The organism is Paenibacillus sp. H1-7, from assembly GCF_022354825.1.
GTDB lineage: Bacteria > Bacillota > Bacilli > Paenibacillales > NBRC-103111 > Paenibacillus_S.
In genome coordinates this window covers 4,849,991-4,863,251 of record NZ_CP031168.1, presented here as the reverse complement: position 1 = coordinate 4,863,251, position 13,261 = coordinate 4,849,991, and the positions used below count along the sequence as shown (strand labels likewise).

General features: G+C 49.8%; 10 protein-coding genes and 1 pseudogene. 8 read left to right on the top strand and 3 right to left on the bottom strand.

Features of this window, described 5'->3' with window-relative positions:
* Positions 1 to 95 precede the first annotated feature (95 nt).
* A complete protein-coding gene (locus DVH26_RS21510; RefSeq protein ID WP_239625211.1) occupies positions 96 to 554 on the top strand; it encodes a DUF6223 family protein in 459 nt (152 codons plus the stop codon).
* A gap of 249 nt (positions 555 to 803) precedes the next feature.
* Here the strand turns inward: DVH26_RS21510 and DVH26_RS21505 are convergent, their stop codons facing one another.
* Positions 804 to 1,967, bottom strand: a complete 1,164-nt coding sequence (locus DVH26_RS21505; RefSeq protein ID WP_239625208.1) for an MFS transporter — start codon at positions 1,965 to 1,967, stop codon at positions 804 to 806.
* Positions 1,968 to 2,315: 348 nt separating this feature from the next.
* Here DVH26_RS21505 and DVH26_RS21500 point away from each other — a divergent pair, with 348 nt between their 5' ends.
* Complete coding sequence (locus DVH26_RS21500) at positions 2,316 to 3,101, top strand: class I SAM-dependent methyltransferase (RefSeq protein WP_239625206.1); 786 nt, start codon at positions 2,316 to 2,318, stop codon at positions 3,099 to 3,101.
* Positions 3,102 to 3,299: 198 nt separating this feature from the next.
* Here DVH26_RS21500 and DVH26_RS21495 read toward each other — a convergent pair whose 3' ends face one another.
* Positions 3,300 to 4,178 carry an RCC1 domain-containing protein gene (locus DVH26_RS21495; protein ID WP_239625204.1) on the bottom strand — a complete coding sequence of 293 codons (879 nt, stop codon included), beginning with the start codon at positions 4,176 to 4,178 and terminating at the stop codon, positions 3,300 to 3,302.
* A 174-nt stretch (positions 4,179 to 4,352) separates the two neighbouring features.
* On the opposite strand from DVH26_RS21495, the gene DVH26_RS21490 reads away from it, so the two are divergent.
* Positions 4,353 to 5,549, top strand: a complete 1,197-nt coding sequence (locus DVH26_RS21490; protein ID WP_239625201.1) for an NAD(P)/FAD-dependent oxidoreductase — start codon at positions 4,353 to 4,355, stop codon at positions 5,547 to 5,549.
* A gap of 44 nt (positions 5,550 to 5,593) precedes the next feature.
* The gene (gene sigJ, locus DVH26_RS21485; RefSeq protein WP_239625199.1) at positions 5,594 to 6,457 is read left to right on the top strand and encodes an RNA polymerase sigma factor SigJ; all 864 of its coding nucleotides are present in this window, start codon (positions 5,594 to 5,596) and stop codon (positions 6,455 to 6,457) included.
* Positions 6,458 to 6,652: 195 nt separating this feature from the next.
* On the opposite strand, the gene DVH26_RS21480 is transcribed toward sigJ, so the two are convergent.
* Positions 6,653 to 8,194, bottom strand: coding sequence for an FAD-dependent oxidoreductase (locus tag DVH26_RS21480; RefSeq protein ID WP_239625196.1), 1,542 nt, complete (start codon positions 8,192 to 8,194; stop codon positions 6,653 to 6,655).
* A 450-nt stretch (positions 8,195 to 8,644) separates the two neighbouring features.
* Between DVH26_RS21480 and DVH26_RS21475 the strand changes: the two genes are divergently transcribed.
* The 4 genes and pseudogenes from DVH26_RS21475 (at position 8,645) to DVH26_RS21460 (ending at position 13,185) form a co-directional block, all read left to right on the top strand.
* Positions 8,645 to 10,216, top strand: coding sequence for an FAD-dependent oxidoreductase (locus DVH26_RS21475; RefSeq protein ID WP_239625193.1), 1,572 nt, complete (start codon positions 8,645 to 8,647; stop codon positions 10,214 to 10,216).
* A gap of 486 nt (positions 10,217 to 10,702) precedes the next feature.
* Positions 10,703 to 11,035, top strand: a pseudogene (locus DVH26_RS21470) (PadR family transcriptional regulator).
* A 15-nt stretch (positions 11,036 to 11,050) separates the two neighbouring features.
* Positions 11,051 to 11,917: a pentapeptide repeat-containing protein gene (locus DVH26_RS21465; RefSeq protein ID WP_239625190.1), complete on the top strand. Its 867-nt coding sequence runs from the start codon at positions 11,051 to 11,053 to the stop codon at positions 11,915 to 11,917.
* A 14-nt stretch (positions 11,918 to 11,931) separates the two neighbouring features.
* Entirely contained in the window at positions 11,932 to 13,185 is a 1,254-nt protein-coding gene (locus DVH26_RS21460; protein WP_239625187.1) for a serine hydrolase domain-containing protein, read from the top strand.
* Positions 13,186 to 13,261 lie beyond the last annotated feature (76 nt).

Sequence of the window (13,261 nt, the reverse complement as noted above, 5' to 3'; positions counted from 1 at the left end):
CGAAGAATAAAAAAGAGAGGGGAACGATTTTATTGAAAACATAATATTGAAGGCGAAGGGAATGTGTTGCTGATTGTGTGTGATGTCGATTAAGAGTGCGGTGCTGCAATGAAAACACTCAACAAAGAGGAGTAATGAATCAAATGAAAATGATGCTTGTATCATTCGTAATACTTTGTACATTTCTATTTGTTCCAACTATTGTCTCCGCTGAAGTGACCAACGGGAATGTCGTATACGGATTAACCGCCGGGAGACTCTGGGCCACGATGGACGCGGTAGCAGGGCTGATCAGCGCGGTCATCGGCGGGCTGTCTCTTGCCCGCTCCAACGGTCGCATCGGTACGGGCTCCGGTCGACGTGGGGCTATCGTCGCCGCGGTGCTGGGACTGATTGTGATAGCCTACGCTCTGCTGCATCTGACCCTATTCACTGGTGATTTCGGCACCGGCAGTGGGCGAGCCGGGGCCATCATTGCTATCGTGATGGGGCTGATCAGTATGGTCCTCGCTGGGCTAACTCTGGCTCGCTCCCGCTCCCGCCGCGCCGGCTGACCCGACCATGTTTGTTGTTCCTGTCCTTCATGAGCGTGTTTCAATGGCACAGGGTTGTGAGAGGGAAGGGCACGACGGTTATCTCCTGAAATAGGCAAGTTGTCGAAACATAGTTCTGTAGAACTCAAAAATAGCGCCAGTACTAAGGAGTACTGGCGCGTTTTTTGAATATGGACATAGTTACGATATCATTCTTTTTTATATAAAAGATAAGCGGCTTTTTCAAATAAGTAGTTATGACGATATGTTTTAAGTTGATTTGCTAGCGGAAAAAGAGAGTGTTCGAAATAACATAATCGATGCAATGATTGCGATGATCCCATTGATAAAGAACGAAACTTCAGCGCCAAATAATTGCCATAACCAGCCTGTTAGCAATGAAGCAGGAAATAGGCCAATCCCCGTTATCATAGCATAAAAACCAAGAGCAGTTCCTTTACTTTCCGGGTTTGCTAAATCAGCAACCAGAGCCTTTTCAACCCCTTTGGTAAAAGCTGAATATAGCCCATAAAGCATAAATAAAATAATGAGTCCGATCGTTGTATTTACTTCTGCAAAACCTATATATACAATTCCATATAGCCCATATCCGGCGGTTAACAGAATTCTTCGACCGAACCGATCGGACAACACGCCAGAGACATAAGAGAAAGAAGACGCAACAAGATGGAAGAGAAGAAATAGCAGTAAAACATTTGCAGTTGAAACACCTAAATCTGCGGCTCTTAGTAATAGGAATGAATTCGATGAATTTACAATAGTGAACAGAAATACAATAACCATTAATTTTTTGACGTTCGGATTTAACCGCTTCCAATCAAGCTTCGGTTTTGCCGCTGCTGGAAGGTCCTTTTTTTCAGGTTCATTCTTCTTTTCCTTAATTCCCCATAACAGTACCCAACCAATAATTACAGGTATGAGAGAGTAGAGAAATACATCATTAAGGTCCTGTTCTCCACTTGCTCGTAAGATCAAATAAGCAGCTCCGATCCCGATTGAAGCACCTAACATATCCATCATTTGATGGAAACCAAATACTCTTCCTTGCTTTTTCTTTCCGCCGGACTCCGAAATAAGCGCATCCCGCGGTGCCGTTCGAATTCCTTTCCCTGTACGATCTATAAGCTTCCAGATAAAAACACCGATCCAGGAGCTTGATATAAGCAGCAATACTCTTCCTACACCGGATAAGCCATACCCTACGATAGCAAGTCCTTTTCTATTCTTCAGACGATCCGAACGCCGGCCGGAGAATAATTTTAAAATACTGGCTAAGCTCTCCGATAATCCATCAATCACTCCAATGATAAAAGGTCCGGACGAGGCAAGCAAAATGGGGATTAATGAAGTTACCATATACGTTCCCATATCGGTAAAAAAGCTAACAAGCCCTAGTATCCATATGTTTGTCATTTCTACCTCCAATAAAGTAATGTTTTTCAAAATTTGAAAATACGTACTTAAACTTCCTTTTAAATTATAATGCCAATAATTGTATGAAAATAATGAGTATTATTTATGTTAGATATAAAGGAGGCTTATGTATTTTTCCAACCGATAGCTCATCATGATTTTGCTCTTTCATTTCGCTATTCATCCGCGGGTTTATTAATTTAAATAGTAAGTCTTCAAAAGCAATTGGAAAGAATTACGGACCCAAAACAGCTTATTAATAGGCGGTGGAATAAAAAGGAAGGAATTGATTGAGAACTGTCGAAATTACCATTGAAGATTATAACTACCAAGTAGGTGGTGAATATATTGGATGAGTCTGTTTTAGATTTTTATGATGATCTAGCGGAGGATTATCATCTTATTTTCGTTGACTGGTATCATGCGATTTCTTGGCAAGGTGAGGTTTTAAGCAAATTTATTCATTCAAAACTCGCGAGTGGAAGCAAAGAGGGTGCCTCGCTTTTAGACTGTTCCTGTGGTATCGGTACACAAGCAATAGGGTTGGCTAATCACGGATTTCTAGTAACGGGTACTGATATAAGTCCACAATCCATAGAAAGAGCGGCAATAGAGGCGGTATCGTTCGGGGTAGAGATAAACTTTGGGGTAGCTGATTTTCGTTCATTAGAAAAAGATGTTTCCGGAGTTTTTGATGTCGTTCTTTCCGCAGATAATGCAATCCCGCACCTTCTGACCGATGAAGATTTACATCTGGCTGTAAGCAGCATGTATTCAAAAGTTAAAAATGAGGGCATTCTTATCATTACTATAAGAGATTATGATGCGCTGGTAAAAGAAAAGCCGAGAGCTACAGAGCCACGCATTTTCGAGAACGGCAAACGAATTGTATTTCAGGTCTGGGATTGGTCAGATGACGCGAAAATCTATCAGATAAACCATTTTTTACTACAAGAAATTCATGGGCAATGGATAACAAAACATAACAGAACGAGATACAGAGCTATAGTAAGAGAAGAGTTTGATCAATTTTTGATTAAAGCCGGGTTCACGGATATCGAATGGTCTATGCCATCGGAATCAGGTTATTACCAGCCCATTGTAACAGCGCGGAAAAAGTGTAATTTAAGCTAAAGGGTACTCTTGATATTGCCGGATTCTCAAGCAAAATAGTTCCGGCGGTTGGACCTACTCACAGTGTAAATATTTCGGAATGCTGAAGAACCGCATGATCGCGATCCACAGGAGTCGGCTTTCGTGCGTCTTGTTGTGTTCATAAATAAGGAGGACCATCCGATGAAGCTCTGCACATTGTGCTGAACCGATTGAAAACTATTTGCCGGGTAGTAGGATGCTGCGCCAGCCGCTTACATCGCATTGGCCTTCATTATTGCGACCCACAGCCACCACCGTGCCGTCCGATTTAAGCCCGACGGTATGAGCACAACCCGCCGCAACCGCCACCACATCGCACCAGTCACTTGTATTGCATTGGCCATGCTCATTCCAACCCACTGCCACTACCGTGCCGTCCGATTTAAGTCCGATGGTATGATTACTACCCGCCGCTATCGCCACCATATCGTGCCAGCCGCTTACATCGCATTGGTCACGCTTATTCCAACCCACAGCCACTACCGTACCATCCGTTTTAAGACCGACGGTATGAAGGTAGCCCGCCGCAACCGCTCTCATCTTACGCCAACCACTTATATTGCATTGGCCATAACGATTATTACCCGCAGTCGTCACCGTGCCGTCCGATTTTAGCCCGACGGTATGCCAGTCACCCGCCGTAACCGCCACCATATCACGCCAGCCGCTTACCTCGCATTGGCCTTCATTATTGCGACCCACAGCCACCACCGTGCCATCCGATTTTAGCCCGACGGTTTGACGCCAACCCGCTGCAACCGATACCATATCGCGCCAGCCGCTTACCTCGCATTGGTTATGCTTATTCCAACCCACAGCAGCCACCGTGCCGTCCGATTTAAGACCGATTGTATGAGAATTACCCGTATGAGCATTCCCCGCTGCAACCGCCACCATACCACGCCAGCCGCTTACATCACATTGGCCATATTTATTATCACCCGCAGCCACCACTGTGCCGTCCGATTTAAGTCCGATAGTTTGACGATAACCCGCCGCAATGGCGCCCAGCGCGCCGACCTGTGAGTTGTATGCTTTTGGCTCAACGGTTTCCATAATCGATCCCCCCTAAATCATAATTTTATAGATAGTATTGCAGAACCTTCGTGAATTTTCAACGATTCAAAAATTAAACGAACCCATGCATGATTTATCATTCGTTCGTTTTCGATGTCACAAATCAGAGGCTTACGTTGTTATATGAGCAAAACGATAAGGAGCTGAGGAAAGATGAACGATTTGACTTGTGTAATCATCGGAGGCGGCCACGTTGGGCTTCATTCGCTCAAAGCAATTATGGAAGAGACCCGGGGTATAGCGAACGGACGGCAGATCCGGTTTGTTCTGATCGACAAGCAGCCCGGTCATGTGCGCAAAATGCTGTTGTTCAGGCCAGCCGTGAGCCAAGAAGAGATTATGATTCCATGGACGCACTACTCGTTCTCTGAAGGTGTCGAATTCGTACAAGGTAAGGTTACGTCCGTGGATAGCGGGGGAAAACAGATTCGTTATGAGGATGCGCAAGGAAATCATGCCCAAATGCCGTTTGACCTTTTGGTCGTGGCGGTCGGCAGCATCGCTCGGCAGCTGGAACCCGATCGGGGCGGCATCGCCTTGACCGATCCGCAAGCCGCGGTAAACATCCGGGAGCGCTGGCACACTAACCTGCGGAAAGCTGTCGGTGAGACGGACCCTGAGGAACGAAAGCGACTGATGACGATTGCGGTTGTAGGAGCGGGCATCAGCGGAGTAGAAACTTCCGCCGAGCTGGCGCTTGAGATGCAGAAGGAAGCATCGTCGCTAGGACTGAACCCGTCCGACATCTCTGTCTATTTGCTGAGCGGACAAAAACGATTATTCCTTGAAGGGCCGGAAAAAATAGGAAAGAAATTGGATCTGTTTCTCGGCGAATACGGCGTAAAAGTACTTTACAATCGAAAGGCGATGCAGGCGGAAGCAGGAGCGGTGAAGCTCAGTAATGGCGATTGTCTTCCGGTTGGCCTATGTATATGGACAATTGGTCTGATCCCGAATCCTGCCCTACGAAGTATGGGCTTGCCGCTTACTCCCGATGGTCAAGTGCTGGTGGACGAATGCTACCGAGTCAAAGGGGCGCCGGGCGTATACAGCGTCGGAGACTGTGCGAGAATCGTCGATCCGAGAAATGGAAAGACCGATTTGATGAGGGCCGGAGAAGGCGCGCTGCAGGCAGATAGACTGGGGAAAATCGTCATGGCCGATCTGGAGGGCCGCCCCGCGCCGGTTCACACATCCGCCAGCTCGATACTGGATTTCTTCTGCATCGGCTTGGGGGAGAATCGCGGATTTGTATGGGGACGCAAATGGGGACTGAATATTATCATCACGGGAAAGCTGGGGTGGAAAATCAGGCAGCTGGCATGGGATAAAGGCAGTATGCTACGATAGCAGCTAGATACCAATATCAACATCAGGAAAAGGTGAGATGGCGGATGGAGGAACTGTACGATCAATATAGAGCGCTGCTGTTCACGCTGGCATATCAGTTGACAGGCTCCGCTGCCGACGCGGAAGATGCGGTGCAGGACGTGTTTGTTAAGGCGTGCGACGTACATCCCGAACGTCTGGAGGAACCGAAGGCGTATTTGTGCAAAATGGTGACCAATCACTGCCTCAATCTGCAGAAGTCGGCACGGAAGAAGAGGGAAATGTACGTGGGCACTTGGCTCCCCGAACCAATTAGGACGTCTGAGGAGGATACGATCGAAACGAAGGTCGTCCGACGCGATTTGCTGTCGTATGCCATGCTAGTACTATTGGAGCGGCTGACGCCGACAGAGCGGACGGTTTTCGTCCTGCGTGAGGCGCTGGGCTTCGATTATCCCGAAATCGCGGAACTGCTCGGCAAGCAAGAGGCGAACTGCCGCAAGCTGTTGAGCCGGGCAAGAAGCAAAATGGGCATATCCGAGGGTGAGCCGGTTGCGGCCGAAGAAGTCGAATTGGAATGGGTGAGCCGGTTCCTCACCTCCCTCGAGCAAGGGAACGTCGAACATGTGATGTCATTGTTGACTGAAGACGTCATGTTCATCGCCGATGGAGGCGGGAAAGCAATCGCGTTCAGGCATCCGGTACAAACGAGCGATCACGTGACCCAAGTCCTGCTCGATGGGATCCGCAGCCTAAGATCCAATTTTCAGGGTGATTTTCACTTCGAGTTCGTCCCTTTGAATGGGGAGACCAGTATCGTAATCCGGTCGAAGGACGAAACCGTGGCCGTTTTATTCATGCAGCTCCGACGCGGAAAGATTGCCAGAATGTATGCCGTTCGAAACCCGGATAAACTTGCACGGGTTTAGGTAATCGACTGAAGATTTTTCATAAACTCGTTGGCAGCGGCGAGCTCGCTCTACAATGAGGAGATCGAGAAGCTATTGTAAGAGCAGCCTCTTCTGCAGACAGCATTATGGCGGAAGGGGCTTTTCCTTTGTCCGGAAAAGCCCCAAAATGAAGAAATGCCGGCTATGGCCGGCATTTTTTTAGTTAGCCACTGGCTACAAGGCTTCGACCTTGCTTAAAGGCTTTTTCGCAGGTCCATCGATGACCTCGCCCTTATAGGAGAATCTGGAGCCATGGCACGGGCAGTCCCATGTTCTGTCGCCGTTGTTCCACTCCACCTCGCAGCCCATATGGGTGCATGTCGTATCCACGATATAGAGCTCACCGTGCTCGTCCCTGTAGGCTCCTGCCCGCTTACCGTTCACTCTTACCACGCCGCCCTCGTCTCGGTTCAGCTCGTCAGGATGCAGCTTATCAGACATATCGAGCTTACCGGCTATCAAATGTTTAGCGACATCCGCGTTTTCCACAATAAATGTTTTAAGACTCGGGTCCACATAAAATCTGGACGGCGTGAACAGCTCCTGATAAGGACTGTGTTCACCGGTTATCGTTTTGACATTTAATAAAGCCGCCGCTACGCTGCTGGTCATACCCCATTTCTTGTAGCCTGTGGCAATCAAGATATTCGGAGTATCCGCGGTCGCTGGCCCGATATAAGGAAGCTTATCCAATGTAATCAAGTCCTGTGCCGACCACCGGTAGCAAATTTCCTTGAGTCCGAACGTTTCTTCACCGAACAGCTGCAAGGCCTCATAATGCTTGATGGTGCAGATGCCTTGTCCTGTCTTGTGGCTTTCCCCCCCGATAAGAATCATCGGCTCTCCGTCAATCGTCACCGAGCGGAGTGAACGCTTGGGCTCTTCGGCGCTTAAGTACATGCCTCCGGGAAAAGGTTTATCCGTCCGCACACCCAGCACGTAAGATCTGCTGGCATGCAATCTTGCAAAATACAATCCTCCTCCTCCAAAAGGAAAATGGGAGCACGATACAACAAAACGGCAGGTAACCTTATGACCCTCAAGGGTAGTAACCGTGGCCGGATCACCTTCCTCGACTGCTGCAGCTGTCGTATGTTCATAAATTTGTCCGCCCTGAGCGGTAAATTGCTCAACCAATTTCGTTAAAAAAGGAATCGGGTTGAACCGCGCCTGATTCTTCATCACGACAGCGGCTTTAGTCTCAAAAGGCAGCGGCGTCCGTTCCAGATACGCGCCTGGGATGCCTAAGGTTCCATAGGCTCTAACTTCATTTTCAATCCTTTGCACATAGTCATCGGAAGCCGTATAAATATAAGCATCCTCTTCCGCAAAATCACATGAAATTTGATGCTCCTTGATGGTTTGTTTAATCCAACGCAAGGCATCGTCGTTCGCTTCGTAATAGAGCCTAGCCTTTTCCTCGCCAAAGTGAGAAATGAACTCATCATATATCAGGTCATGCTGGGCCGTAATTTTGGCAGTTGTATGCCCGGTGGTTCCGTTAAGGATTTGTCCGGCCTCTAACAATGCGACCTTAAGCCCTTGCTTGGAGAGCATGTAAGCCGTAACGATACCGGATATGCCTCCTCCGACGATCGCCGTGTCTACGGATATGTCTTGGGTTAGCTTAGAAAAGCTAGGAATACGGGAAGAAGCTAACCAGTAGGATTCAGGATATTGCGGGAGACCGGTTGAAGATTCATGCGGTAGTGTCATTTGGTATCTTCCCCTTAATGGTATTTTTTTCATAATATTAATCAATGGAGCGGTTTTTATACTTTATCTGAATAAGCTTCTAAATAAGCTCACATAGTTACATTCAAAAAAGGCGGCTGCATGCATCCGCCGGCAAACGTTACCGTCATTTCATTTTCTCAAGGGGGACATTAACAGATAAATCGGAAGAGACACGTATACGTTGTAGACATGATACGTCCCGGCAGCAAGCAGATCATAGATATCATGGCGGTTGAACGAAGTTTAGGGAAATCGTTTCAATAGGCCTAAATCAGGGTAAGCAAAGGAAGGAAGCTTGATTGAGAGATCAGGCTTTTTTTATTTTGGGTTACAAATGGAATTTCGTGGAATAGCAGGTAACGTTCTACGAATTCCTGCCGTCTAAGTAATGAAATCGAAATGAAGCCGATAGGTGAGGAGGAAGTAAGGATGAATAGAGAAATGAAGGTCGATATCGCCGTTATCGGCGGAGGAGTTGGCGGCTGCGCGGCAGCATTGGCAGCATGCGGTATGGGACACACCGTCTACATGGCCGAAGCTTGCGATTGGATAGGCGGTCAGTTGACGAGCCAGGCGGTTCCGCCGGACGAGCATCCATGGATAGAGCAGTTTGGCTGCACGCGCAGTTATCGCAAATTTAGAGATCATGTGCGCAGCTACTACCGACATTATTATCCGTTGTCCGATGCCGGCCGCTCTTCCGTTTACCTGAATCCCGGCAATGGAGGGGTAAGCAGACTATGCGCGGAGCCTAGAGCCATGCTCGCTGTTCTTCAGCTGATGCTGGCTCCGTACGTCAATAGCGGAAAGCTTATCATCCAAACACGTACGAAGGCGGTCAAAGCCGAAGTTGAAAGAGATTCGGTGCGGGCAGTCACGGTGCAGGACGCTTGCGGGGATAAGACGACGATTCACGCCCGATATTTCCTTGATGCAACGGAGTGCGGGGATCTGCTTCCTCTGACCGGTGTGGAGTATGTGACCGGTGCCGAGTCGAAGCGAGATACGAAGGAGCCCCACGCTTTGGACGGGCCGGCCAATCCTCACGACATTCAAGCTTTCACCTATTGCTTCGCAATGGATTACTTCGAAGGTGAGGATCACACGATTGACAAGCCGAAGGATTACGAATTCTGGAGATCCTTTCAACCTCCGATATGGCCGAATCCGCTGCTGAATTGGGTATCGCCCGATCCGAGGACACTCGAACCAACGGAAGAGGCCTTATTTCCCGGAACGGACAAATATCCTTTATTTCTCTACCGGCGGATCATTGATAAAAGCAATTTTATAGAAGGAACCTATTCGTCAGACATTTCGCTCGTGAATTGGGCACAGAACGATTACTTCCTAGGCAACATCTATGATGTGCCGGACCACGAATCGCACAAGCACCTGCGGCAGGCTAAACAATTGAGCTATTCGCTGTTGTATTGGCTTCAAACCGAAGCGCCCCGCCCGGACGGGAAAGCAGGCTATCCCGGATTGCGATTGCGGCCGGATGTTGTGGGCACCGAGGACGGCATGGCCCAAGCGCCTTATATACGCGAATCGCGAAGGATTAAGGCGGAGTTTACGGTACTTGAACAGCATGTCAGCGCCGCCCTAAGAGGCGAGGAGGGGGCGGAGAGCTTTGCCGACTCAGTCGGGATAGGCTGCTATCGAATCGATTTGCATCCGAGTATGAGCGGGCGCACGTTCCTGGACATCTCGTCGCTGCCGTTCCAAATCCCGCTGGGCAGTCTAATTCCGAGAAGGATGAATAATCTTCTTGCCGCGTGCAAAAACATCGGAACTACCCATATTACGAACGGCTGCTTCCGGCTACACCCGGTCGAGTGGAATATTGGGGAATCCGCAGGCTACACGGCTGCGTTTTGTCTTGCCAAAGATTATACTCCGCGTGAAGTTCGCGCTGACAAGAATAAGCTGACGGAGCTGCAAAAGCTGCTGAAGGAGCACGGGATCGAGCTTTCATGGCCTAAAGTCGGTCCGGTGTAAAATTCTGTTTGCTCGTGTTTAATAAACATAAAGCAGCAGCGGTTTAAAACAAGTTGCTGCTTTGACGTGTTGAGTGCTGAATCGGTTACAACGCTTCGAATCGAATAGCGTGCTTCGCCGCTTCGGATGCTGCAAGGGAGAGCAGCGATGCCGGTCATGCCGAAGCGGATGCTGCAGTATTTGCTGTTTATTAATGCATAAGCAGGAGACAACCTTCGCCTATATATGGCGGAGGTTGTTTTTTTAGTTTGACGACCGAACTCTGGCCATTTGTATCCGGAACCACCGCTGGATTGTTGCTGCTGCCGATAAGCGTAACGAAACTTGTTGATGTTGTGCTTTACGGGCGAGGCAAGGAGAAAAATCATAGATCGATTGGGTGCCGCGTGATTGTGCGAAATATTTTATAGGCAAAGTAGTAAATTTAAAATATTACCTTGACAGTCACAGTAATGTGTCGTATCATGCAGTTGTGGGAGTGATTACATGATAGAGAACAAAATCACATCCGACCTGCTTCACGGACATACGGATACGATAATTTAAGGCACTTATCCGAAGCTGACCGCTGCGGCTACGAGATTGTCAAGCTGATTGCCGAGCGTTCAGACGGCGAGTACGAATTAAAGGAAGCCACGATGTATTCGAGCGTACGGAGGCTTGAGGCTGACGGAGATATCGAGTCGCATTGGGGCGATGAGTCACAAGGCGGAAGGCGCAAATATTTATGAATTACCGAGGAGGGCAAGGAAGGAAACTTACGATCGCAACAAGAGCATTTGGGAGTACGCCAAGCGTGTGCTAGACAACTTATTATAAAGGAGACTTGATGTTATGAATGAGAAATTGACGAACTATCTGAATGGGGTTTTTGCGCCATACGACGGAGTGAAGAGCGTTACCGAATTAAAGGCGGACCTGCTCTCCGATTTGCAGGAGCGGTACCAAGAACTGAAAGCCGAGGGCATGGATGATGACACTGCGTTTAAGAAGACGATTGATAGCATCGGAGACATTGAGGAAACCGTACAGGAGGTTGCAAATCTCTCCCGTTCGCTGGAGCGGCAGGTGCTGACCAATCTCAGCGCGAGTAATCTAGCAAAGAGCGATTTTGCAGGCGTTATCGCGCATAAAGGAAAATTTACAGCAAGTTCGCTGCAGGGATCCGACTTTGCAGGGGCCGACTTGACAGGCAGCACATTTGCGAGCAGCAATGTGCGTGAAGCTAATTTTGACAATGCAAATCTGACGGACTGCATCCTAACTACAATTGACCTTTCGGATTCGAGCTTCAATAGATCCATTCTCGTACGTACCGACTTTAGCAAGTCGGGGTTGGCCGGTACAAAATTTAAAGATGTAAAGCTGACCGATGTCAAGTTAACCATGACCGACCTTAGACAAACGATCTTTGAAAACTGTATGTTTGACGGCGTTGACTTTCATTCCTCCGATCTGCGTGGTCTATGTCTTGACGGGCAAACCTTTAACGGCGTTAAGTTTACCAAGGCGGCATTGAACGAAGTTTCGTTCAGGGGAGCCACACTCAAGAATGTGTCTTTTCATTCTGGCTTTGCTTTGACCAATAAGTATTACCGTGCTATCAAAACCATCTGTTTTGACGGCGCGATGATAGATAAGCTGACCTATGCCGCCCTTAAAGGCATTGGTGCCGATTTGTCAAAAGTAACGGTTATCTGAGGGAGGGGAAGAACATGCAAAACAAGTCGAAGATTACAACTGGATCGAGGAGCAGCGGTTTCTCTGAAACAGGGCTGCGCAGAATGCGCGACGTGCTGGCACGTCATGTCGAGTCCGGGAAGATTCCTGGGCTCGTCGCTCTGGTCAGCCGGTACGGTGAGACGCACGTCGAAGCGATCGGCACGATGCGCCATGACGGTGGCGCGCCGACGCGCCGGGACACGATCTTCCGGATGGCCTCGACGTCCAAGCCGGTAGCGGTGGCGGCGGCGATGGTCCTGCTCGATGAGTGCAGGCTGCGGCTGGATGACCTGGTAGAGACGTGGCTGCCGGAACTTGCCGACCGGCGAGTTCTGAAGCGGATCGACGGCCCGCTGGACGACACCGTGCCGGCGCGGCGGCCGATCACCGTACGGGATCTGTTGACCTCCACGTTCGGGCTCGGCATGGATATGACGTCGCTCGGCACTCCGATCATGGGCGCGATCTTCGAGCAGGGGCTCACGCCCGATCTACCGGAGCCGATGCCCGAGCCGGACGAGTGGATGCGCCGCTTAGGAGCCCTTCCTTTGATGCATCAGCCTGGAGAGCGCTGGCAGTACCACATCAGCAACGATCTACTCGGCGTGCTTGTCTCCAGGGTCACGGGCCAGCCGTTTGGGACGTTCCTGCGCGAACGCATCTTCGCCCCCCTAGGCATGAAGGACACCGGTTTCCATGTGCCCGCCGACAAGATCGACCGGCTGCCGCCCCTTTATGCCCCCGACCCGCAGACTGGAGAGTTCATCGTGTGGGACGAGGCCAAAGGGGGACGCCACAGCCAGCCTCCGGCGTTCCAGGGAGGCGGTGGCGGGCTGGTCTCTACCGTTGATGACTACCACGCCTACTTCCGGATGCTGCTGAATCACGGAATGCACGGGAGCGAACGGATCTTGTCCCGGCCAGCCGTCGAGCTGATGACCACCAACCGCCTCACGCCCGAGCAACAAGACGCCCGAAACGCCATGGCCGCCAACAATGTCCATGTGTCATTTGGCCAAGGGCAGCACGGCGGCTGGGGGATGGGAATGGCGGTGCGCACCTACCGCGGTGACTATGCGTCCATCGGCCAGTTCGGCTGGGATGGCGGAAGCGGTACCTCGACCTACGCCGACCCGGACAACCAGCTCACCGGAATCCTGCTTACCCAGGTCGGGATGTCCACCCCGGATTCAGCGAGGCTTATCCACGACTTCTGGACCACGGTCTACCAGGCAATCGAAGACTGATTTTATGATACGGCTCACCGCGCTGTCTGTAACGGCAAGTTTTAGGGCAATCCTTTAGGGGTTGCCTTTTCTTTTT

Excerpts from the sequence above, each read along its gene's own strand:
- sigJ (WP_239625199.1), top strand. The coding sequence starts at position 5,594 with ATGGAGGAACTGTACGATCAATATAGAGCGCTGCTGTTCACGCTGGCA.
- DVH26_RS21490 (WP_239625201.1), top strand. The coding sequence starts at position 4,353 with ATGAACGATTTGACTTGTGTAATCATCGGAGGCGGCCACGTTGGGCTT.
- DVH26_RS21480 (WP_239625196.1), bottom strand. The coding sequence starts at position 8,194 with ATGACACTACCGCATGAATCTTCAACCGGTCTCCCGCAATATCCTGAA.
- DVH26_RS21475 (WP_239625193.1), top strand. The coding sequence starts at position 8,645 with ATGAATAGAGAAATGAAGGTCGATATCGCCGTTATCGGCGGAGGAGTT.
- DVH26_RS21460 (WP_239625187.1), top strand. The coding sequence starts at position 11,932 with ATGCAAAACAAGTCGAAGATTACAACTGGATCGAGGAGCAGCGGTTTC.
- DVH26_RS21465 (WP_239625190.1), top strand. The coding sequence starts at position 11,051 with ATGAATGAGAAATTGACGAACTATCTGAATGGGGTTTTTGCGCCATAC.
- DVH26_RS21505 (WP_239625208.1), bottom strand. The coding sequence starts at position 1,967 with ATGACAAACATATGGATACTAGGGCTTGTTAGCTTTTTTACCGATATG.
- DVH26_RS21495 (WP_239625204.1), bottom strand. The coding sequence starts at position 4,178 with ATGGAAACCGTTGAGCCAAAAGCATACAACTCACAGGTCGGCGCGCTG.